The following is a 22,842-nucleotide window of genomic DNA, read 5'->3' as shown; positions in this document are numbered from 1 at the left end:
CGGCGCTGCTGGACATGATCACGTCGTCGCTGACCAACAACCGGTCCCGGGTGCGCGTCGAACGGGTCGCGCTGGCGCTGCTCACCTACGTCGAAGAGCGCACCGACGGCTTCCGGATCATGATCCGTGACTCGCCGGCCGCGATCAGCTCCGGCACCTACTCCAGCCTGCTCAACGACGCCGTCAACCAGGTCAGCTCGATCCTGGCCGGCGACTTCTCCCGCCGCGGCCTGGACCCCGGGCTGGCGCCGCTGTACGCGCAGGCGCTGGTCGGCTCGGTGTCGATGACGGCGCAGTGGTGGCTCGACACCCGCGAGCCGAAGAAAGAAGTGGTGGCCGCGCACCTGGTCAACCTGATGTGGAACGGCCTGACCCACCTGGAAGCCGATCCCCGGCTGCAGGACGAGTAGGCGATCGCCTCGCGAGCGTAATCGCACTGCGTTTTTCGGCGGGATTTTCCGCAGTGCACTTACGCTCGGCGAGCGCCAGGGCCGTCAGGTGGTCCGCACGGCTAGCCGCGGTCGCGGGCCAGCAGGTCGGCCACCGTTTCCCGGCGAACCAGTTCGCGGGCCCGGCCGTCCTTGACCGCCACCAGCGCCGGGCGCCCGACCATGTTGTAGTTCGACGCCATGCTGTGGTGATAGGCGCCGGTGCAGGCCACGGCCAGCAGGTCGCCGGGGTGCAGGTCTGCGGGAAGCTCGACGTCGCGGGCGATCTCGTCGCCCGACTCGCAGTGCCGGCCGGCCACCGTGACGCGCTGCTTGAGCCCGAGCGGGTGCCGGTTCGCCAGCGCGACCTCGTAGCGCGCGCCGTACAACGACACCCGCGGGTTGTCGCTCATGCCGCCGTCGACGGCGACGAAGGTGCGGCCGTTGTTCTGCGCCTTGATCGAGGACACCCGATACAGCGTGACACCCGCCCGCCCGCTGATGGCCCTGCCCGGCTCCACCACCACCTGCGGGCGGGGGAAATGCTCGGCGGCACAGGCGTCGTCGAGGGCGTTCTCGATGACATCGGCCAGCTGTTCGAGGTTGAGCTCGTGATCGCCGGGGACGTAGGGGACGGCGTGCCCGCCGCCGATGTTCAGCTCGGTGAGGATGACGCCGTGCCGGGCCCGGATATCGGCCATCGCAGGGATCATGCGGCGGATCGCCTCGCCGTACAGGGCGGGGTCGGTGACCTGGGAGCCGATATGGCAGTGCAGGCCGACGAGGTCGAGGATGGGATGCGCCAGCACGCGCTGCACGGCCTCGGCGGCGTGGTCGCCGGCGAGGGTGAAGCCGAACTTCTGGTCGCTGACGCCGGTGGTGACGGCGCGGTGTCCGTGGATGTCGATGTCGGGGGTTACCCGGATGAGCACCGGCTGGCGCCGCCGCGCCAGACCGGCGAGGTAGGCGATCTCCATGCAGGAATCCAGCACGATGCGCCCCACGCCGACGCGCACCGCTTCACGCAACTCCTCGGGCGATTTGGCGTTGCCGTGCAGGACGATGCGGGCCGGGTCGAAACCACCGGCCAGGGCGACGGCCAGCTCGCCGGCCGAGCAGACGTCGATGCCCAGGCCCTCGTCGCGGGCCCAGCGCGCCACGGCGGTACTCAGCAGCGACTTTCCGGCGTAGACCACCTCGACGCCACGCAACGCCCGCCGGTAACGGCGGGCGCGATGCCGGAAGTCGTTTTCGTCGATGACGTAGGTCGGGGTTCCGAACTCGTCGGCGATGTCGGCCAGGGGTACGCCGCCGACGCACAGCCTGCCCTCCTCGTCGGGGTGGGCGGTGACGGGCCAGATCGCGGGATCGAAACGCGGGGGAGCCGCGTGACCGAGGGACGGCAGGATGTCCAGCAATGTCATGAATTCAACGTGCGCCCGCGGGTAGTCCGGTGGTGCTTTTCTTACGATCCCTTGACGGCGGCGAGCTCAATATTGACGTGGTTCGGTGCGTCCGGCCCTGTCGCGCAGGGCCCCTAGAATGGAATTCATCATGACCGCACCGGGGGCTGCTCGCCCAGAAACCCCGATCGCGGGGCTCGTTGAATTGGCGCTCACCGCGCCGACCTTCCAGCAGCTGATCGACAGCGCGGCCGCGTCGCCGGCCGAGTTGAGCCTGGTGGGTCCAGCCAGCGCACGGCTATTCGTCGCCAGCGCGCTGGCGCGGTTGGGCCCTCTGCTGGTAGTCACCGCGACCGGGCGCGAAGCCGACGACTTGACCGCCGAACTGCGCGGCGTCTTCGGCGACGCCGTTGCGGTGTTCCCGTCCTGGGAAACGCTGCCGCACGAGCGGCTTTCGCCCGGCGTCGACACCGTCGGCGCCCGTTTGACCGTGCTGCGCCGACTGGCCCATCCCGATGACGCGCGGCTGGGCCCGCCGCTGCAGGTGGTGGTGACCGCGGTGCGTTCGCTGCTGCAGCCGATGACGCCGCAGCTGGGCCTCGTGGAGCCGGTCACGCTGACCGTCGGCGCCGAAGTCGAATTCGAGGGCGTGATCACCCGGCTCGCCGAGTTGGCCTACACCCGGGTCGACATGGTGGGCCGGCGCGGTGAATTCGCCGTCCGCGGCGGCATTCTCGACGTCTTCCCGCCGACCGCCGAGCACCCGGTGCGCATCGAGTTCTGGGGTGACGAGGTCAGCGAGATGCGGATGTTCTCGGTCGCCGATCAGCGCTCGATCCCCGAGATCGAGGTCGACACCGTGATCGCGGTCGCCTGCCGGGAACTGCTGCTGACCGATGACGTGCGGCGGCGCGCCGCCGAACTGGCCGCGCGGCACCGCACCACCGAGCCCGCCATCACCGGCAGCGTCACCGACATGCTGGCCAAGATCGGCGAGGGCATTTCGGTCGACGGCATGGAGGCGCTGCTGCCGGTGCTTCGGCCCGGCGAGCACGTGCTGCTCACCGACCAATTGGCCCCGCGCACACCGGTCTTGGTGTGCGACCCCGAGAAGGTCCGCACCCGGGCCGCCGATCTGATCAAGACCGGTAGCGAATTCCTCGAAGCATCGTGGTCGGTGGCCGCGTTGGGTACCGACGCCCCCGTCGACGTGGCGCAGTTCGGCGGGTCGGGATTCGCCGAACTCGACGACGTGCGGGCCGCGGCGGGCCGCGCCGGGCATCCGTGGTGGACGCTGAGCCAGCTGTCCGACGAGTCGGCCGTGGAACTGGAGATCCGGGCGGCGCCGTCGGCGCGCGGGCATCAGCACGACATCGACGGCATCTTCGCGATGCTGCGTGCGCACGTTTCCACCGGCGGCTACGCCGTCGTCGTCGCGCCCGGCGCCGGGACCGCGCACCGCGTGGTGGAACGGCTGGCCGAGTGCGACACCCCCGCCGCCATGCTCGAATCGGGCGCCGCCCCCAAGGCCGGCGTGGTCGGTGTGCTCAAGGGCCCGCTGCACGACGGCGTCATCATCCCCGGCGCCACGTTGGTGGTGATCACCGAGTCCGACCTGACCGGCAGCCGGGTGACGGCCGTCGAGGGCAAACGCCTGGCGGCCAAGCGGCGTAACACCGTCGACCCGTTGGCGCTCACGGCCGGTGATCTGGTGGTGCATGATCAGCACGGCATCGGCCGGTTCGTGGAGATGGTCGAGCGCACTGTCGGCGGCGCTCGGCGCGAGTACCTGGTGCTCGAATACGCGTCGAGCAAGCGGGGCGGCGGGTCCGACAAGCTGTATGTGCCGATGGATTCGCTGGACCAGCTGTCCCGGTACGTCGGTGGGCAGGCGCCGGCGCTGAGCAAGCTGGGCGGCAGCGACTGGACCAACACCAAGACCAAGGCGCGGCGCGCGGTGCGCGAGATCGCCGGCGAGCTGGTGTCGCTGTACGCCAAGCGGCAGGCCAGCCCGGGTCACGCGTTCGGCCCGGACACCCCGTGGCAGGCCGAGATGGAAGACGCGTTCGGCTACACCGAGACCGTCGACCAGCTCACCGCGATCACCGAGGTCAAGTCCGACATGGAAAAGCCGGTCCCGATGGACCGGGTGATCTGCGGCGACGTCGGTTACGGCAAGACCGAGATCGCGGTGCGGGCGGCGTTCAAGGCGGTCCAGGACGGCAAGCAGGTCGCGGTGCTGGTGCCCACCACGCTGCTGGCCGACCAGCATCTGCAGACCTTCACCGACCGGATGACCGGGTTCCCGGTCACGGTCAAGGGCCTGTCCCGGTTCACCGACCCGGCGGAGTCCAAGGCCGTCGTCGAGGGCCTGGCCGACGGATCGGTGGACATAGTGATCGGCACGCATCGGCTGTTGCAGACCGGGGTGCGCTGGAAGGACCTGGGCCTGGTGGTCGTCGACGAGGAGCAGCGGTTCGGCGTCGAGCACAAGGAGCACATCAAGAGCCTGCGCACCCACGTCGACGTGCTGACCATGAGCGCCACCCCGATTCCGCGGACGCTGGAGATGAGCCTGGCCGGCATCCGGGAGATGTCGACCATCCTGACGCCGCCCGAGGAGCGGTATCCGGTGCTGACCTATGTGGGTCCGCACGACGACAAGCAGGTCGCGGCGGCCCTGCGGCGCGAATTGCTGCGCGACGGGCAGGTCTTCTACGTGCACAACCGGGTCAGCTCGATCGACCGGGCGGCGGCCCGGATCCGCGAGCTGGTGCCCGAGGCGCGGGTGGTCGTCGCGCACGGGCAGATGCCCGAGGAACGGCTGGAACGCACGGTGCAGGGGTTCTGGAACCGCGAATACGACATCCTGGTGTGCACCACGATCGTGGAGACCGGCCTGGACATCTCCAACGCGAACACCCTGATCGTCGAGCGCGCCGACACCTTCGGCCTGTCCCAGCTGCACCAGCTGCGCGGCCGGGTCGGCCGCAGCCGCGAGCGCGGCTACGCCTACTTCCTGTATCCGCCGCATTCGCCGCTGACCGAGACGGCGTATGACCGCCTTGCCACCATCGCGCAGAACAACGAGCTGGGCGCGGGCATGGCCGTCGCGATGAAGGACCTCGAAATCCGCGGGGCCGGCAACGTGCTGGGCGTCGAGCAGTCCGGGCACGTCGCCGGCGTCGGCTTCGACCTGTACGTCCGGCTGGTCGGCGAGGCGGTGGAGGCCTACCGGGCCGCCGCCGACGGTCAGACCGTCACCACCGCCGAGGAACCCAAGGACGTGCGGATCGACCTGCCGGTCGACGCGCACCTGCCGCCGGACTACATCGCCAGCGACCGGCTGCGGCTGGAGGGCTACCGACGGCTGGCCGCCGCGGCCTCCGACGCCGAGATCGACGCGGTCGTGGAGGAACTCGTCGACCGATACGGGGCGCTGCCCGAACCGGCCCTGCGGCTGGTCGCGGTGGCGCGGCTGCGGCTGCTGTGCCGCGGCGCCGGCATCACCGAGGTGTCCGCGCCCTCGGCGGCCACGGTGCGGCTGTCGCCGATGACTCTGCCGGATTCGGCGCAGGTGCGGCTCAAGCGGATGTATCCGGCCGCGAACTACCGCGCCACGACGTCCACGGTGTCGGTTCCGATTCCGCGCGCCGGCGGGGTGGGCGCGCCGCGGCTGCGCGATGTCGAGCTGGTGCAGATGGTGGCCAACCTGGTCACGGCACTGCAAGGCAAGCCCCAGACGGACGTTGATATAACGAGCTCAGAACCCGCGAGAAGTGAGGAGCGACGAGCGCGATGACATCCATCGTCGTCTTGTTCGACCCCCGCCGCCCCTCGCTGGTGCCCGTCGAGGCCATCGAGCACCTGACCGGCGAGGTGCAATACACCGAAGAGATGCCCGTCGCGGTTCCCTGGTCGCTGCCCGCGGCGCGCCCGGTGCATTCCGGTGAGGACGCCCCGGTGCTGCTGTCGTCGGATCCCGAGCACCCCGCTGTCACCGCCCGGCTGGCGGCCGGCGCACGGCTGATCTCGGCGCCGGAGACGCCCCGCGGTGAGCGGCTGGTCGACGCGGTGGCGATGATGGACAAACTGCGCACCGCCGGGCCGTGGGAAAGCGAGCAGACCCACGATTCGCTGCGCAGGTTCTTGCTGGAGGAGACCTACGAGCTGCTGGACGCCGTCGGCAGCGGCAACGCCGAGCAGTTGCGCGACGAACTCGGCGACGTGCTGCTGCAGGTGCTCTTTCATGCCCGCATCGCCGAGGATGCGCCGCACTCCGCCTTCACCATCGACGATGTCGCCGCGGCCCTGATGCGCAAACTGGGCAACCGAGTTCCGGGAGTCCTTGCCGGGCAATCGATCTCGCTCGAAGAGCAGTTGGCCCAGTGGGAAGCGCGGAAGGCGGCCGAGAAGCCGCGGAAATCGGTGATGGACGATGTGCACACCGGGCAGCCCGCTTTGGCACTGGCCCAGAAGGTCATCGCCCGCGCCGGCAAAGCGGGCCTTCCCGCCGACCTGATCCCCGGCGAGATCACCTCGGTCTCGGTGTCGGCCGACGTCGATGCCGAAAGTGCGTTGCGGACCGCCGTTCTGGACTTCGTGGAGACGGTCCGCGGAGTCGAGCGGACGATCGCGGCGGCGCGCCGCGGCGCCGGTGTTCCTTCAGCGTTCGACGTGGCCCCGCTCGGTGAGATCTCCGAGCAGGAGTGGCGCGAGCACTGGCCGACCGCGGTACCGGTGGTCGACGATGCGGCGCCGGGGACCGACGGCCAGGCCGACGCGGCCGCCGAGGAGTCCGGCGCCGACGCCGCGGCCGACGACGCCTGACCGGGCCGCCGCCGCCCTTACCGAGGCGCCGTCGCCCACTAATTCGCGCTTTCGGCCGTGAAAGAGAGCGACCGACGGAATGTTTGCCCGATTTGGCCGTCCTGGCTGGGTAACATCGCCGATGAGGGTGCGAATCCCCGTGGTTGGCGTCGGTCTGACCGCGCTGGCCGAAGCGGCCAACGGCTTGCCGAGGGTTAGCTGAAACCGGCGGCGAGTCGGTGTGCCGGGGCCCGAGGCGACCGGGTCGGTCCCGGACGCATGGGACGATGGTGTGGCGGAAGTTGGGGCAGGCGAGTTTAGGGGAGCTCAGGAAAGCATGGTGTCGCCGAGGCGTTGGATGCGCGCGGCCGCCGTGATCGGCGCGACCGCGATCGTTCTGGCCTCCAGCTGTACCTGGCAGCTCAGCCTGTTCATCCCTGACGGCGTGCCGCCACCGGCCGGGGATCCGGTGCCCGCCGTGGACACCCACGCCAGCGGCCGGCCCGCGGATCAGTTGCGGGACTGGGCGGCGCAGCGGTCGGCGGCACTCGAGATCCCGGTGATCGCGCTCGAGGCCTACGCCTACGCGGCGCGGGTCGCCGAAGTCGAGAACCCGAAATGCCACATCGCGTGGACCACGCTGGCCGGCATCGGCCAGGTCGAGAGCCACCACGGCACCTACCGCGGCGCGCGCCTGGCCCCGAACGGCGATGTGAGCCCCCCGATTCGGGGTGTCCGGCTCGACGGCAGCGGCGGCACGCTGCGCATCGTCGACACCGAGGAGGCCGTCACCGACGACGACGGTGTGACGCGCGCCATGGGGCCGATGCAGTTCATCCCGGAGACGTGGCGGCTCTATGGTGTCGACGCTCACAACGACGGGCGCGTCAGCCCGGACAACATCGACGACGCGGCCCTCGCCGCGGCCGGTTACCTGTGTTGGCGCGGAAAGGATCTCGCCACGCCGCGCGGCTGGATCACCGCGCTGCGGGCCTACAACAACTCCGGGGTGTACGCCCGGGCGGTCCGCGATTGGGCCACCGCCTACGCGAAAGGTCACCCGTTGTAGCAGGATGTATCGCTGACCGGCGAAGCACGCACCGGCTACGACGCAAGGAGAACTCAGTGCCGATTATCGAGCAGGTCGGGGCCCGCGAGATCCTCGATTCCCGCGGTAACCCGACAGTCGAGGTCGAGATTGCCCTGATCGACGGAACGTTCGCCCGCGCCGCGGTGCCCTCCGGCGCGTCGACGGGCGAACACGAGGCCGTCGAGCTGCGCGACGGCGGCGAGCGGTACGGCGGCAAGGGCGTGCAGAAGGCGGTGCAGGCCGTGCTCGACGAGATCGGCCCGGCGGTGATCGGCCTGAACGCCGACGATCAGCGGTTGGTGGACCAGGCGCTGCTGGATCTGGACGGTACGCCCGACAAGTCGCGGCTGGGCGGCAACGCGATCCTGGGCGTCTCGCTGGCCGTGGCCAAGGCCGCCGCCGATTCCGCCGAGCTGCCGCTGTTCCGCTATCTCGGCGGCCCGAACGCGCACATCCTGCCGGTGCCGATGATGAACATCCTCAACGGGGGCGCGCACGCCGACACCGCCGTCGACATCCAGGAGTTCATGGTGGCGCCGATCGGTGCGCCCAGCTTCGCCGAGGCGCTGCGCTGGGGCGCGGAGGTGTATCACGCGCTGAAGTCGGTGCTCAAGAAGGAGGGCCTGAGCACCGGCCTGGGTGACGAGGGCGGTTTCGCCCCCGACGTGGCGGGCACCACCGCGGCCCTGGACCTGATCAGCCGGGCTATCGAGTCGGTCGGGTTCAAACCCGGCGCCGACGTGGCGCTGGCGCTCGACGCGGCGGCCACCGAATTCTTCACCGAGGGGACCGGCTACAAGTTCGAGGGCAGCACCCGCACCGCCGCGCAGATGGCCGACTTCTACGCCGGGCTGCTCGGCTCGTATCCGTTGGTGTCCATCGAAGACCCGCTGTCGGAAGACGATTGGGACGGCTGGGCGACCCTGACCGCGTCGATCGGTGACCGGGTGCAGTTGGTCGGCGACGACATCTTCGTCACCAATCCCGAACGCCTGGAAGAGGGCATCGACAAGGGCGTGGCAAACGCCTTGCTGGTCAAGGTGAATCAGATCGGCACGCTGACCGAGACGCTGGACGCCGTCGCGCTCGCCCACCACAGCGGCTATCGCACGATGATGAGCCACCGCAGCGGCGAAACCGAGGACACCACCATCGCCGACCTGGCCGTGGCCGTGGGCAGTGGGCAGATCAAGACCGGCGCACCGGCCCGCAGCGAGCGCGTCGCCAAGTACAACCAGCTGCTGCGGATCGAGGAGGCGCTCGGTGACGCCGCCCGCTATGCCGGCGACTTGGCCTTCCCTCGTTATGCCGTGGAGGCGAAATAGCTTGACGCGCAACGGTTGACATGGCTGACGCGAAACGGCCCGACTCCAAACGGCGCTCCCCGGCCTCGCGCCCGGGGAAGGCCGGGGATACGGGTCGGCGCCGTCGCTCGGCCAAGCCGTCCTCCAAGCCGTCGTCGCGGACGTCGCCCACCGCGAACCAGGCCGGCCGCGCCACGGCGCGAACGCAGCAAGAACATGTCGTCGAGCCCATCGTGCGCCAGGCCGCCGAATCGGTGGAGCAGCGCTCCGAGCAACGGCTGGGTTTCACCGCGCGCCGGGCGGCGGTGCTTGCCGCGGTGATCTGCGTGCTGACGTTGACCATCGCCGGACCGGTGCGCACCTACTTCGCCCAGCGCACCGAGATGAATCAGCTGGCCGCCACCGAGGCGGCGCTACGGCGTCAGGTCGCGGAGTTGGAGCAGCGCAAGGCCAAACTCGGTGACCCGGCCTACATTGCGGCGCAGGCCCGCGAGCGGCTCGGCTTCGTCAAGCCCGGCGACATCCCGTTCCAGGTGCAGCTCCCGCCGACGGCGGGCGAGCCGACGCAGCCCGGATCCCCGTCGGCGAAGCCGGCCAACACCGACCCCTGGTATACGTCGCTGTGGCACACCATCGCCGACGCCCCGCACCTGCGGCCGGCCAATCCGCCTGCGCCGCAGGCCCCGCCGCCTCCGGCCGAACCGGGCGCGCCCGGTCCGGTGCCCGCACCGAATCCCACGGGTCCCGGTGGTTGATCGTGCCGACCTGGAAGCGGTGGCGCGCCAGCTCGGGCGCGAGCCGCGCGGGGTTATCGAAATCGCCTACCGTTGCCCGAATGGTGAGCCCGGGGTGGTGAAGACGGCACCGAAACTGCCCGACGGCACGCCTTTTCCGACGTTGTACTACCTGACCCATCCGGCGCTGACGGCCGCCGCCAGCAGGCTGGAGACGACGGGGTTGATGCGCGAGATGACCGAGCGGCTGGGCCAGGACGCGGAATTGGCGGCCGCCTACCGGCGCGCCCACGAGTCGTATCTGGCCGAGCGGGACGCGATCGAATCGCTGGGCACCACCTTTTCCGGCGGCGGAATGCCCGACCGGGTCAAGTGCCTGCACGTGCTGATCGCCCATTCGCTGGCCAAGGGGCCTGGTGTGAACCCGTTCGGCGACGAGGCGCTGGCGATCCTGGCCGGCGAGCCCGCGATGGCCGGCATCCTGGAGGCCGGCCGATGGTGAACGACAGGCTCGCCGGAATCGACTGCGGCACCAACTCGATTCGACTGCTGATCGCCGACGTCGACGGTGGCCGGCTGCGCGACGTGTACCGGGAGACGCGCATCGTGCGGCTGGGCCAGGGTGTCGACGCGACCGGTGAATTCGCGGCCGATGCGATAGCCCGCACCCGGGCGGCGCTCGCCGACTACGCGTCGTTGCTGAAACAGCATGGGGTACAACGGGTGCGGATGGTGGCCACCTCCGCCGCCCGCGACGTCGCCAACCGCGATGCGTTCTTCGCGATGACCGCCGACGTGCTGGGCGCGGTGCTGCCGGGGGCGGTGGCGGAGGTGATCACCGGCGCCGAGGAGGCCTCGCTGTCGTTTCGGGGCGCCGTCGGCGAGTTGGACGCTGCGGCGGGGCCTTTCGTCGTCGTCGACCTGGGTGGCGGCTCCACCGAGATCGTCACCGGCGGCGATGCGGTGACGGCCAGCTACTCGGCCGACATCGGCTGCGTGCGGCTGACCGAACGCTGCCTGCATTCGGACCCCCCGACGCCCGAGGAAGTCGCGGCGGCGCGCCGGGTGGTGCGCGAGCGGCTCGAGGTGGCGCTCGGTGTGGTGCCCGTCGAGGGGGCGAAGACCTGGGTCGGGCTGGCCGGGACGATGACCACCCTGTCCGCGCTTGCCCACAACCTGACGACGTATGACTCTGCGGCCATTCATCTTTCGCGCGTCGCCGGTGACGATCTGCTGGCGGTGTGCGAACGGCTGATCGCCATGAGCCGGGCCGAGCGCGCGGCGTTGCCGCCGATGCATGCGGGGCGCGCCGATGTGATCGCCGGGGGCGCCATCGTGGTCGAGGAGTTGGCCCGCGAGTTGCGCGCCCGGGCGGGCATCGACGAGCTGACCGTCAGCGAGCACGACATCCTGGACGGCATCGTGTTGTCCATCGCCGGGTAGGTCACATCCGCCACACCGGCCTCTACAACAGTGGACATGTCTTTTGCCCGCCTCGTAGCGACAACTCGGTCGGTGTCGTACCCGTGTGCGACCGTCCGGGGATGGGCTATTCACTCAAAGGGATCGAGCTGCGCTACGTGCTGGCGATGCAGCTGGCGGTACATGGACCGGCCACCATCACCGAGCTGACCGAAGCGCTTGACTGGCATGGGTTTTACGTTCGGGGCCGCCCATCGAAGGCGATCTCGGATGCGCTGCGCTGGGAGGTCGGACGTGGCCGGGTGCGGCGCCTCGGGCGGGGCCGGTATGGGCCCGGGTACATGCCGCGCGGCACCGAACATCGGATCCATCAGCGCGTGTTGGCGTTACGCGAGGCGGCGGCCGAGTTGTCGCGGAAAGGCGGGCAATTAACTGAGCTACCCGCGCGGAGGCCCGAGTGGCTGGTGTGATTCAGGGGCCCAGCCGGCCGCGGGACAGGCGCCACGCGCTCACACCTCGAATCGATACCCCATGCCGGACTCGGTCAGCAGGTGCTTGGGATGCGAGGGGTCATCCTCGAGTTTGCGGCGCAGCTGCGCGAGATACACGCGCAGGTAATGGGTTTCGGTGGCATACGCCGGACCCCACACCTCCTTGAGAAGCTCCTCGCGGCCGACCAACTTGCCGCGGTTGCGGACGAGGACTTCGAGCATCCCCCACTCGGTTGGGGTGAGGTGAACCTCGCTGCCGTGCTTGGTGACCTTCTTGGCGGCCAGGTCGACGGTGAACGATTCGGTCTCGATGACCGGTTGTTCGAGTTCGGAGGCCGCGGTGTTGCGCCGGACCGCCGCGCGCAGCCGCGCCAGGAACTCGTCCATGCCAAAGGGTTTCGTGACGTAGTCATCGGCCCCGGCGTCCAGCGCCTCGACCTTGTCCGACGAATCGGTGCGCGCCGACAACACGATGACCGGCGCGGTGAGCCAGCCGCGCAGACCGGCCAGCACGTCGATCCCGGAGATGTCGGGCAGGCCGAGGTCGAGGATCACCACGTCGGGCTTGTGTTCGGCGGCGGCCCGCAATGCGCCGGCGCCGCTGGACGCGGTGATCACCTCATAACCCCGCACGGACAGGTTGATGCGCAGCGCGCGCAGGATCTGCGGCTCGTCGTCGATCACCAGAACGCGAGTCACAGTGCGCCCATCTGTTGCGGCGCAGCCAAATCCACGATCACCGTCAGCCCGCCTCCCGGGGTGTCGGTGGCCGTAATCGTCCCGCCCATCGCTTCGACGAAGCCCCGCGCCACCGACATCCCCAGGCCCACGCCGGTGGTGTTGTCGTGATCTCCGAGCCGCTGAAACGCTGCGAAGATCTGCTCCTCGGCCCCGTGCGGGATTCCGGGGCCTTCGTCGATGACGTTGATCAGGACGCGATCGCCCACCCGTCCGGCGTTGACCCGCACCACACAGTTGGGCGCATAGCGCAGCGCGTTGTCGATCAGATTGGCCAGCACCCGTTCCAGCAGCCCCGCATCGGCCATCACCATCGCATCGGCGACGTCGATCTTGACCCGGTCGATCGCGGACCGGAAGAAACCGGTGGCGCCAGCCCCGATGCTGACCAGGGCCCGCTGCACGGTCTCCTCCAAATACACGACGCGCAGGTCCGGGTGGATCACCCCGGCGGCCAAACGCGATGAGTCAAGCAGGTTTCCGACCAGCGCGGTCAGCTGGTCGATCGACTCCTCGATGGTGGCCAGCAATTCGGCGGTGTCGGTGGGGGAGAAGGCGACGTCTTCGGCGCGCAGGCTCGAGACCGCGACCTTGGCCGCCGCCAGGGGTGTCCGCAGGTCGTGGCTGACCGCCGACAGCAGGGAACGGCGCAGTTCGTCGGCCCGCACGATCGCCTCGGTGCGGCTGGCTTCCTCGGCGAGCTCGCGTTGCCTGATCAAACCCGCGGCCTGCCTGGCCACCGCGCCGAGCACCCGCCGGTCGCGCGCGGAAAGCTTCCTGCCGGCCAGCAGCATCCAGAACTCGTCGTCACCGACCTCGATCGCGGTGTCGGCGGAATCGATTGTCACACAGGGATCGCGGCCCACACACGCCACCACCTCACTCTTCCTGCCGCGAGCGCGCGCTTGGTCGTCGGGCTCGCGCAACATGCTGACGGTTCGCTGGGCGTAGGTCTCACGGACTCGCTCGAGCAGCGTTTCCAGATCGGCGCCGCGCAGCACCGAACCGGCGAACAGGGTCAGCAGCTCGGCCTCCTGCGAGGCGCGCCGTGCTTCCCGGGTGCGTTTGGCGGCGAAGTCGACCAGCACCGCGACGGCGACCGCGATGAGCAGCAGCACCAATTCGGTGATGGCACTGTTGGGTTCGGCGATGGTGAAGCTGTGCCGCGGGGCGATCAGGAAATAATTCAGCAGCAGCCCGGACAGCACGGCTGAAAGCACCGCGGGCGCAATGCCTCCCAACAGCCCGACCAGCAGCACGCCGACGAAGAACAGGGCGCTCTCGCCGCCGGTGTCCAGATACGGGTCCAGCGTCGTCACCGTGATCGCGCAGATGACCGACGGTACGATCAGGGCCGCCAGCCACGACGCCACCCGGCGCTCGCGGGGCGCCAGCGAGGACGCGCGGAAGCCGCGCTTGGATTCCTCGTGGGTGACCAGGTGCACGTCGATCTTTCCCGACAGCTCGACGATCCGCGGGCCGATGCCCTCCTCGAACAGCCGGGCCCAGCGCGATCGCCGCGAGGTGCCGATCACCAGCTGTGTGGCGTTCATCTCGCGGGCGAATTCGAGTAGTGCTGTGGGCACCTCGTCGCCGACCACGGTGTGCATGGACGCGTCCAGGCTGCTGGCCAGTTCCCGGATCTTGGCCATCCGCGACTCCGACAGCCCGGCCAGCCCGTCGCCGCGGATGACGTGCACCACCATCAGCTCGGCGGTCGACTTCGAGGCGATCCGGGATGCCCGTCGTACCAGCGTTTCGGACTCGGGACCACCGGTGACCGCGACGACGACCCGTTCGCGGGCCTCCCACATGTCGGTGATCTTGTTCTCGGCCCGGTATTTGGCCAGCGCGGTGTCGACCTGGTCGGCCAGCCACAGCAGCGCCAATTCCCTTAGCGCGGTGAGGTTTCCACGGCGAAAGTAGTTCGACAGCGCGGCATCGATGCGATCGGGCGCGTAGACGTTGCCGTGAGACAGCCTGCGCCGCAACGCCTCCGGCGTGATGTCGATGAGCTCAACCTGGGAGGCCTGGCGCACGATGAAGTCCGGTATGGTCTCCTTCTGCTCGATGCCGGTGATCTGCGCGACGACGTCGTTGAGGCTTTCCAGGTGCTGGACGTTGACGGTGGAGATCACGGTGATGCCGGCGTCGAGCAGTTCCTCGACGTCCTGCCACCGCTTGGGGTTCTTGCTGCCCGGCGTATTGGTGTGCGCGAGCTCGTCGACCAGTACGACCTGGGGGTGTCGCGCCAACACGGCCGGCACGTCGAGTTCGGGGAAGCTGCCGCCGCGATATTCGACATGGCGTGGCGGGATCACCTCGATGCCCTCAAGCAGCTCAGCGGTTTTCGAGCGCCCGTGGGTTTCCACCACGCCCGCCACCAGATCGGTGCCGCGTTCCAGCCGCCGATGCGCTTCGCCCAGCATCGAGTACGTCTTACCCACGCCCGGAGCCGCACCGAGGTAGATGCGTAGCTCCCCGCGCTTGGGATGGTGGTCGCGGAGGCCGACGTCACTCACGTCAACCATCATCCCCCCTCGCCGCTAACTCGTGACCGGATACCGGTGGTCGAGTTGCAGATTAAGTTGCAGCACATTGACGCACGGTTCACCGAAGAACCCGAGTCCGCGCCCACTGCGGTTCTGCGCGACCACTGCACGGATCTGATCTGGGCTGACGTGGCGGACTTTGGCCACCCGCGTCACCTGCATCTCGGCGTAGGCGGGTGAGATGTTCGGGTCCAGGCCGCTGCCGCTGGCGGTCACCGCATCGGCCGGTACCGCCGGGACGGCCGGGGCGGCACCGCGGATCGGCACGATCTGGCCGATCGAATAGTCGTCGCCGTACTTGGCGCATTCGACGCGCACACCCTGGTAGACGGTGAGGAACGGGGCGGCTGTCGATCCGCACGGCTCGTTGACGCTGACCACCCGGGTCGGGCGGATGACGTTGCCGCGCGCGTCCCGCGGGCCGATCACCGACAGCACCGCACCCACGCCGCCGCCCGTGCAGAACGGTCGCGACCCGTCGACCCCCTCCAGCTTGCCGACCGCGGCGCTGCGCGCGCACACCGTCGTCAACAGGCTCGGTTTGAAGCCCGCGTCCGACGCCGACTTTCCGGCCGCCAGTTGCGCCGGGTCGGCGGGCGTGTCGACGATGCTTTCCGGGCCCAGGTTGCTGCCGCCCGACGACGTCGGGTCATACCCGGTGCCGGCGGCCGACGGACGACTCTGGAAGTACTGCGGCAGCGCGTTGCCGCTGGAGTCGGTGAACGATTGGCCGATCAGTCTGCTGCCCACCGGCTTTCCGTTGGCGGTCAGAATCGACCCTTCTGCCTGGTCGCGCAGCCCGGGAAACTGCGCGATGACCCAGATGAACAGGGGATAGGCCAGGCCGGTGATCGCGGTCAGCACCAGCAGCGCGCGCAGTGCCGCCCAGTGCAGGCGGACGAAATTCGAGAACGTCATGTCAGGACATCCCTGGGATGAATTGGACGATCAGGTCGATCGCCTTGATTCCGATGAACGGGGCGACGATGCCGCCGAGGCCATAGACATAGAGGTTGCGGCTCAACAACTTTGACGCGCTGCTCGGCGTGTACCGCACGCCCCGCAGCGACAGTGGGATCAGCAGCACGATGATGATCGCGTTGAAGGTGACCGCGGACAGGATGGCCGATTGCGGGCTGTGCAGCCGCATCACGTTGAGCAGATCCAGGCCGGGAAACAGTGCGACGAACATCGCCGGGATGATCGCGAAGTACTTCGCGATGTCGTTGGCGATCGAGAAGGTGGTCAGCGCGCCCCGGGTGATCAGCAGCTGCTTGCCGATCTCGACGATCTCGATGAGTTTGGTGGGATCGGAGTCCAGGTCCACCATGTTGCCGGCCTCTTTGGCGGCCGACGTGCCGGTGTTCATCGCCACCCCCACGTCGGCTTGAGCCAGCGCGGGTGCGTCGTTGGTGCCGTCGCCCGTCATCGCGACCAGCTTGCCGCCCTCCTGCTCGCGCTTGATCAGGTCGAGCTTGTCCTCGGGCGTGGCCTCGGCCAGGAAGTCGTCCACACCCGCTTCGTCGGCGATTGCCTTGGCCGTCAACGGGTTATCGCCGGTGATCATCACCGTCCGGATGCCCATCTTGCGCATCTCGTCGAACCGCTCGCGCATGCCCTGCTTGACGACGTCCTTGAGGTGGATGACCCCGAGCACTCTCGCCTCGCCGCCTCGACTTTCCCCGACGACCAGCGGTGTGCCGCCCCCGGCGGAGATGCCGTCGACGACCTGACCAAGCTGTGGGGGGACCTTGCCCCCTTGGGCGCGTACCCATTCCGCGACCGAGCTCGCTGCGCCCTTGCGCAACAGGTGACCCTCGAGGTCGACGCCCGACATCCGGGTGGTGGCCGAGAACGTCACCCATTGGGCCTGGGACAGCTCACCCGGTGTGCGCGCACGCAGCCCGAAGTGCTGCTTGGCGAACACGACAACCGAACGGCCCTCGGGTGTTTCGTCGGCCAGGCTGGACAGCTGCGCAGCGTCGGCCAGCTGCTCGGCAGAGACACCGTCGAGCGGGATGAAGGCCGCGGCCTGCCGGTTGCCCAGTGTGATGGTGCCCGTCTTGTCCAGCAGCAGGGTGTTGACGTCGCCGGCGGCCTCCACCGCCCGCCCGGACATGGCGAGCACGTTGCGCTGCACCAGCCGGTCCATGCCGGCGATGCCGATGGCCGACAGCAGCGCACCGATCGTCGTCGGGATCAGGCACACCAGCAACGACACCATCACGATTCCGGTGACGCCGCTTGCGCCCAGCGCCTGGCCGTCCGGGACGCCCGGGTTGTTCGCCTTGGCGTAGATCGCCAACGGCTGCAGGGTCGCCACGGCGAAGACGAAGATGATCGTCAGCGCGGCCAGCAGGATGTTCAGCGCGATCTCGTTCGGCGTCTTCTGCCGGTTGGCGCCCTCGACGAGCGCGATCATCCGGTCGATGAAGCTCTCCCCGGGCTTCTGGGTGATCCGCACGACGATGCGGTCGCTGAGCACGGTGGTGCCGCCGGTGACCGCCGACCGGTCGCCGCCGGACTCGCGGATCACCGGGGCCGATTCGCCGGTGATGGCCGATTCGTCCACCGACGCAATGCCTTCCACCACGTCGCCGTCCCCGGGGATCACCTGTCCCGCCTCGACCACCACGACGTCGCCCTGCTGCAACTGCGGCGCGGCGACCGCTTCCTCGACCGCGGCCGCGCCGGGCGCCCAGTCCTTGAGGCGGCGGGCCAAGGTCTGGGTCTTGGCGCGGCGCAACGTCTCGGCCTGGGCCTTGCCGCGGCCTTCGGCCACCGCTTCGGCGAGATTGGCGAACAACACCGTGAGCCACAGCCAGATCACGGTCAGCCAGGCGAACCACGTCGGGTCGATGATCGCCAGCGCGGTGCTCCAGGCGGCGCCGATTTCGACGATCAGCATCACCGGGTTGCGCCACAGGGTGCGCGGGTCGAGCTTGCGCAGCGCATCCGGGGTGGACGTCCACAGCATCTTGGGGTCGAGCAGCCCGCCCTGCACCCGTTTCCTGCCAGTGGCCGCCGCCGGCTGGGTCTGCTGCTCGGCGGGGTGGATCGCGGTCGCGGTCATCAGTGGATTCCTTCGGCGAGAGGCCCAAGCGCGAGCATGGGCAGGAACGTCAGGGCAACGACAATCAACGTGACGCCGGCGACCATGCCCACGAATTGGGGTCGGTGGGTGGGCAGGGTCCCCGCGGAATCCGGTGTGCTGCCCTGCCTGGCCAGCGATCCCGCCAACGCCAGAACGAGCACGATGGGCAGAAACCGGCCGAACGCCATGGCCAGGCCGAGCGCCGTGTTGTACCAGTCGGTGTTGGCGCTCAGGCCCGCGAAGGCCGACCCGTTGTTGTTGGCCGCCGAGGTGAACGCGTAGAGGACCTCGGAGAGCCCGTGCGGCCCGCTGTTGAGCATGCCGGCCCGTTCGCCGGGCAGCGCCATTGCGATCGCGGTGCCGGTCAGCACGATCAACGGGGTGACCAGGAAATAGCTTGCGGCGAGCTTGATTTCGCGCGGGTTGATCTTCTTGCCGAGGTACTCCGGCGTGCGCCCGACCATCAGCCCGGCCACGAAGACGGTGATCACCGCCAGCATGAGGATGCCGTACAGGCCCGACCCGGTGCCGCCGGGGGCGACCTCGCCCAGCTGCATGTTGAACATCGCGATCATGCCGCCGAGGCTGGTCAGCGAGTCGTGGGTGGAGTCGACGGCGCCGGTGGAGGTCAGCGTGGTCGCGGCGGCGAACACCCCGGAATCGGTGACGCCGAAGCGCTGCTCGACCCCCTCCATCGCCGCGCCGATCGACGTCGGCACTGTGCCGTGGTGTTGCGCCTGGAACCACAGCATGAACGCCGTGCTGGTGGTGTAGAGCGTCGCCATCACGGCCGCAATCGCGAAGCCCTGCTTGGTGTTTCCCACCATGCGCCCGAAGGTGCGTGGCAGCGAGAAGCCGATCACCAGGATCAAAAAGATTTCCAGCCAGTTGGTCCACACCGTCGGGTTCTCGAACGGGTGCGCGGAGTTCGCGTTGTAGAAGCCGCCGCCGTTGGTGCCGAGCTCCTTGATGACCTCCTGGCTGGCCACCGGGCCGCCGGTGATGGTCTGCTGGGTGCCGTTGAGGCTGGTGACCACCTGGTCGTGCAGGTGGAAGTTCTGGATCGCCCCGCCGGCCACCAGCAGAATCGCGCTGAGGACGGCGATGGGCAGCAGAATGCGCAGCGTTCCGCGGACCAGGTCCACCCAGAAGTTGCCCAGCTCGCCGGTGCGTCTGCGGGCGAACCCGCGCACCAGCGCGACGGCCACGGCCATCCCGACGGCGGCCGACACGAAGTTCTGCACCGCCAGGCCGGCCATCTGCACCAGGTGGCCCTGGGTGGTTTCACCGGAGTAGGCCTGCCAGTTGGTGTTGCTGACGAAGCTGACCGCGGTGTTCCACGCCAGCGAGGGCGTCATCTTCGTGGCCGGATCGTGTAGATGCAGCGGCAACTTGTCCTGCACGAGCTGGAATCCGAACAGGAACAGGATGCTGACCGACGAGAACGCCAACACGCTGCGCGCGTAGGCGCCCCACGTCTGCTCGGAGCGGGCGTCGACGCCGATCACTCGGTAGATCGCCCGTTCGACGTGGAGGTCTTTTTCCGACGTGTACACGCGAAACATGTAGTCGCCGAAGGGCACATGCACCACCACCACCGCCGCCACGAGTACGACGAAGAACAGGACCCCGGCCGTTGTCGTGTTCACTTAGAACCGCTCCGGGAACAGCAGCGCGCCTCCGAGGTAGAGCGCGATGAGGATCGAAAGCACCAGGCCGACCGCGTTTTGGTAGTTCACAGCCGCTCGACCAACTTCTGGGCCACGCCGAGTGCGGCGAACACCGCCACAGTCAGCACGACATACACCACCGCGCCCATCATTTCTCCGTCCCGTGCCTGCATACGAAAGGACCTCGACGAGCCAGCCACCGCGCGCCGGCCAAGCCAGCTCGAAACTAATTGGCGCACGCGGGCAACGGGCTTTGGATTGACGCTTTCCTAACAGCGCCGCAGCGGCTCTTTACGTTTTCTTTACGGCCCGCCGACCCGGTAGATGCGCAGACAAAGGGCGAGTACGGCCGGCTGAATTACCGGCTCGACGCGGGATGGGCCGGATCGTCCACCAACGGCAGCCGGACCCGGAAAACCGTGCAGCCCTCGGTGGATTCGGCCGTGACCGAACCATGATGGGCCTTGACGATCGAACTGACGATGGCCAGGCCCAAACCGTTGCCCGAGCCGTTGGATCTCGACTTGTCGGCCCGGACGAACCGCTCGAACAACCTGGGCAGCAGGTCCTCGTCGATACCCGGGCCGTCGTCGGTGACGGTTATTTCCGCAAACGGTGCGGGATCGTCACGGCGACAGGTGATTCCGGTCGTCACCGTCACCCCGGGCGGGGTGTGCACGCGGGCGTTGCTGAGCAGGTTGCTGACCAGCTGATGCAACCGGGCGTGATCGCCGCGCACCCACACCGGCTCGTCGGGCAGTTCCTTGACCCAGTGGTGCGTCAACGCGGCGACCCGCGCGTCGTTGACCGCATTGCTGACCACCTCGGCCAGGTCGACGTCTTCGGATTGCAGGTCTTGGCCTTCGCCCAGCCGGGACAGCAGGAGCAATTCGTCGACGAGCAAGGCCATCCGCCGTGCCTCGGACTCGATGCGGGCCAACGCGTATTCCGTGGTGGGCGGCAGCGCCGAACTGTCCTGGCGGGTGAGTTCGGCATAGCCCTGAATGGCGGCCAGCGGTGTGCGCAATTCGTGGCTGGCGTCGGTGATGAACTGGCGCATCCGCAGATCGGACTCGACCCGGTGCGCCAGCGCGCTATCGACGTTGTCCAACAAGCGATTCAACGTGTGCCCGACGATCCCGACCTCGTTTTGCGGGTTGGTGTCCTGCGGGGGGACGCGGACGCTGATCCGGTGGTCGTCGCCGGTGAGCGGCATGGCGGCGACATCGGCGGCGATCGCCGCCAGCCGGCGCAGCGGGCGCAGCGTGTAGCCCACCACCCACACGGTGAGCCCGGCGGTGATCACCAACGCGGTCGCGGTGAGCACGGTGGTGGTGAGTTGTTTGCGCGCGATGATGCGGTCGGCGAGGTTCTGCGACACCCCGACGACGAGGACGTCGGACCCGACGACGGTGCTGTCGACGCGATGCGGCCCGAGCCGGCCGAGGATCTCGGTGCGCGGCGGTCCATCGCTCCACGATTGCGCTTGCAGATCTTGGACGACGTCGGGCGGCGCGGGCCTCGGTTCGTCTTCGGAGAACACCGCCGACCCGATCACGGTGCCGTTGTGCAGCACGGCGATGAGGTTGCCCGGCGTCTGCCCGGTGAACTCGAGCATCGCCTGGGCGATCGGCGGGGTGCCGGGATGCGACGAAACGTGTTCGCCGTTCTGGTATTTCGTGTACTGATGGCTGAACGCGTCCAGGGACTCGGCGACGTCGGCATCGCTCATGATGTTGACATAGCCGCGCAGGCTCAGCACCGAGACGATGCCGACCGTCACCAGCACCACGCTGACCACGGCCAGCACACCGAGCAACAACTGGCGGCGCAGCGAGTGGGGAAACCACCGGGAATAGGCCCCGGAGGCGGTGCCCCGGTCTCGGGTCATTCCGCCGGCCGCAGCATGTACCCCACCCCGCGGACGGTATGAATCATCGGTTCGCGCCCGGAGTCAATCTTTTTTCGCAGGTAGGAGATGTAGAGATCGACGATGCTGGTGCGCCCGGCGAAGTCGTAATTCCAGACGCGGTCCAGGATCTCGGTGCGGCTCAGCGCGCGGCGGGGATTGCGCATGAGGAAACGCAGCAGTTCGAACTCGGTGGAGGACAGCGATATCTTGTCGCCGGCGCGGGTGACCTCCCGGCTGGCGCTGTCGACCTTGAGGTCGCCGACCTTGAGGGTTTCGGCGGTCGGCGTGGGTTGCTGGCCGGACCGGCGAAGCAGCCCGCGCAGCCGGGCGACCAGTTCCTCGAGGCTGAACGGCTTGGTCATGTAGTCGTCGGCGCCGGCGGTCAGACCGGTGACCCGGTCCATCACCGAGTCCCGCGCGGTGAGGAAGAGGGTGGGGGTGTAGGCGTCGGACTGGCGGACGCGTTCCAGGATCCGCAACCCGTCGACGTCGGGAAGCATGATGTCGAGGACGAGGACGTCGGGGCTGACCCGGTCGAACTTGGCCATGGCCTCGCGCCCGTTGTGGGCGATGTCGACCACCCAGCCCTCGTAGTGCAGCGCCATCTTCACCAGGTTGGTCAGCGCCGGCTCGTCGTCGACCAGCAAAACCCTGATGGGGGATCCGTCGGCGCGGGAAATCCTGGGCAGCTGGCCCAGGATGGCTTGGCGTGGGCGCTGCGAACTGGAGTATTCCGACATCACGGTCATGTTCCTACATTGTGGCAAGGCACATACAGGATTGTCACGGAGTTCATAGAGTTCTCAAATGTGGCAAACCCTCCTCGGCCACGGTGTGAAGCCATTCTCCCGCCCCGATGCGGTGCGAACCCGGCTCCGCGCCGCGCCGCGCCGGATCGGGTTGCGGCGCTTGCCGATTCCGGATTCCTCGGCGGCCGGATCGCCGAGTCCATCCAGGCCGTTGCAGCACGGGTGGATTGGGCTACCCGCATACGAAAACCGGGGCCGCACACCAGATCGGTGCGCGGCCCCGGCGTCGAGAGAAGGTGTCAGGCCCAGCTGGACCCAACGGCGCTGTCGGTGCTGGCCATGTTGCTGCCCGCGGACTGGACCTTCTGTCCGTGGGAGTTGGCCTGCTCGTAGATGACCTGGAAGTTGCGACCCAACTGGGTGATGAACTCCTGGCATGCCACCGA

General features: G+C 68.7%; 19 protein-coding genes and 1 pseudogene. 9 read left to right on the top strand and 11 right to left on the bottom strand.

The window, feature by feature from the left end; all coding sequences use genetic code 11:
• On the top strand, positions 1-410 hold a 410-nt coding region (locus A5622_RS18550), incomplete at its 5' end, for a TetR family transcriptional regulator (protein WP_082994630.1).
• 101 nt (positions 411-511) lie between these two features.
• Here A5622_RS18550 and lysA read toward each other — a convergent pair.
• Positions 512-1,852, bottom strand: a complete 1,341-nt coding sequence (lysA, locus tag A5622_RS18545) for a diaminopimelate decarboxylase (protein WP_066880465.1) — start codon at positions 1,850-1,852, stop codon at positions 512-514.
• A gap of 130 nt (positions 1,853-1,982) precedes the next feature.
• Here lysA and mfd point away from each other — a divergent pair, with 130 nt between their 5' ends.
• The 8 genes from mfd (at position 1,983) to A5622_RS18505 (ending at position 11,660) form a co-directional block, all read left to right on the top strand.
• On the top strand, positions 1,983-5,633 hold the full coding sequence (mfd, locus tag A5622_RS18540; RefSeq protein WP_197497913.1) for a transcription-repair coupling factor: 3,651 nt from the start codon (positions 1,983-1,985) through the stop codon (positions 5,631-5,633).
• A complete protein-coding gene (locus tag A5622_RS18535; protein ID WP_066871773.1) occupies positions 5,630-6,661 on the top strand; it encodes a nucleoside triphosphate pyrophosphohydrolase in 1,032 nt (343 codons plus the stop codon). The genes mfd and A5622_RS18535 overlap by 4 nt, the downstream gene beginning before the upstream one ends.
• A 319-nt stretch (positions 6,662-6,980) precedes the next feature.
• Positions 6,981-7,709: a lytic transglycosylase domain-containing protein gene (locus A5622_RS18530; protein ID WP_156748818.1), complete on the top strand. Its 729-nt coding sequence runs from the start codon at positions 6,981-6,983 to the stop codon at positions 7,707-7,709.
• Positions 7,710-7,765: 56 nt separating this feature from the next.
• Complete coding sequence (eno, locus tag A5622_RS18525) at positions 7,766-9,055, top strand: phosphopyruvate hydratase (RefSeq protein ID WP_066871767.1); 1,290 nt, start codon at positions 7,766-7,768, stop codon at positions 9,053-9,055.
• A gap of 20 nt (positions 9,056-9,075) precedes the next feature.
• Positions 9,076-9,789, top strand: a complete 714-nt coding sequence (locus A5622_RS18520) for a septum formation initiator family protein (protein ID WP_066880464.1) — start codon at positions 9,076-9,078, stop codon at positions 9,787-9,789.
• Positions 9,782-10,270, top strand: a complete 489-nt coding sequence (locus A5622_RS18515; RefSeq protein ID WP_066871761.1) for a DUF501 domain-containing protein — start codon at positions 9,782-9,784, stop codon at positions 10,268-10,270. Before A5622_RS18520 ends, A5622_RS18515 begins: the two co-directional genes overlap by 8 nt.
• A complete protein-coding gene (locus A5622_RS18510; protein WP_066880463.1) occupies positions 10,264-11,211 on the top strand; it encodes a Ppx/GppA phosphatase family protein in 948 nt (315 codons plus the stop codon). Before A5622_RS18515 ends, A5622_RS18510 begins: the two co-directional genes overlap by 7 nt.
• A 101-nt stretch (positions 11,212-11,312) precedes the next feature.
• Entirely contained in the window at positions 11,313-11,660 is a 348-nt protein-coding gene (locus A5622_RS18505; protein ID WP_066880462.1) for a hypothetical protein, read from the top strand.
• Between the two features lie 39 nt (positions 11,661-11,699).
• Here the strand turns inward: A5622_RS18505 and A5622_RS18500 are convergent, their stop codons facing one another.
• The 10 genes and pseudogenes from A5622_RS18500 to A5622_RS18455 form a co-directional block, all read right to left on the bottom strand.
• Positions 11,700-12,380, bottom strand: coding sequence for a response regulator (locus A5622_RS18500; protein WP_066880461.1), 681 nt, complete (start codon positions 12,378-12,380; stop codon positions 11,700-11,702).
• Entirely contained in the window at positions 12,377-14,953 is a 2,577-nt protein-coding gene (locus A5622_RS18495) for a sensor histidine kinase KdpD (protein WP_066880460.1), read from the bottom strand. The genes A5622_RS18500 and A5622_RS18495 overlap by 4 nt, the downstream gene beginning before the upstream one ends.
• Positions 14,954-14,965: 12 nt before the next feature.
• Positions 14,966-15,889: a potassium-transporting ATPase subunit C gene (locus tag A5622_RS18490; protein ID WP_066880459.1), complete on the bottom strand. Its 924-nt coding sequence runs from the start codon at positions 15,887-15,889 to the stop codon at positions 14,966-14,968.
• 1 nt (position 15,890) lies between these two features.
• Positions 15,891-18,044 carry a potassium-transporting ATPase subunit KdpB gene (kdpB, locus tag A5622_RS18485; RefSeq protein WP_066880458.1) on the bottom strand — a complete coding sequence of 718 codons (2,154 nt, stop codon included), beginning with the start codon at positions 18,042-18,044 and terminating at the stop codon, positions 15,891-15,893.
• Positions 18,044-19,714 (bottom strand): potassium-transporting ATPase subunit KdpA, encoded by a 1,671-nt coding sequence (gene kdpA, locus A5622_RS18480; RefSeq protein ID WP_066880457.1) that lies wholly within the window; start codon positions 19,712-19,714, stop codon positions 18,044-18,046. Before kdpA ends, kdpB begins: the two co-directional genes overlap by 1 nt.
• Entirely contained in the window at positions 19,715-19,804 is a 90-nt protein-coding gene (locus A5622_RS18475) for a potassium-transporting ATPase subunit F (RefSeq protein ID WP_066871739.1), read from the bottom strand. It abuts the gene before it with no gap.
• On the bottom strand, positions 19,801-19,884 hold the full coding sequence (locus tag A5622_RS18470) for a potassium ABC transporter ATPase (RefSeq protein WP_112631949.1): 84 nt from the start codon (positions 19,882-19,884) through the stop codon (positions 19,801-19,803). The genes A5622_RS18475 and A5622_RS18470 overlap by 4 nt, the downstream gene beginning before the upstream one ends.
• Positions 19,885-20,093: 209 nt before the next feature.
• Positions 20,094-21,626: a cell wall metabolism sensor histidine kinase WalK gene (locus A5622_RS18465; RefSeq protein WP_066880456.1), complete on the bottom strand. Its 1,533-nt coding sequence runs from the start codon at positions 21,624-21,626 to the stop codon at positions 20,094-20,096.
• Complete coding sequence (locus A5622_RS18460; protein ID WP_066871728.1) at positions 21,623-22,396, bottom strand: response regulator transcription factor; 774 nt, start codon at positions 22,394-22,396, stop codon at positions 21,623-21,625. The genes A5622_RS18465 and A5622_RS18460 overlap by 4 nt, the downstream gene beginning before the upstream one ends.
• A 299-nt stretch (positions 22,397-22,695) precedes the next feature.
• Positions 22,696-22,842, bottom strand: a pseudogene (locus A5622_RS18455) (type VII secretion protein EsxI); the annotation flags it as partial.

It is taken from the genome of Mycobacterium sp. 1245801.1, from assembly GCF_001673055.1.
In the GTDB taxonomy this organism is placed as follows: domain Bacteria; phylum Actinomycetota; class Actinomycetes; order Mycobacteriales; family Mycobacteriaceae; genus Mycobacterium; species Mycobacterium europaeum_A.
The sequence above is the reverse complement of the archived record's forward strand: the minus strand, read 5'-3'. Positions and strand labels throughout refer to the sequence as shown.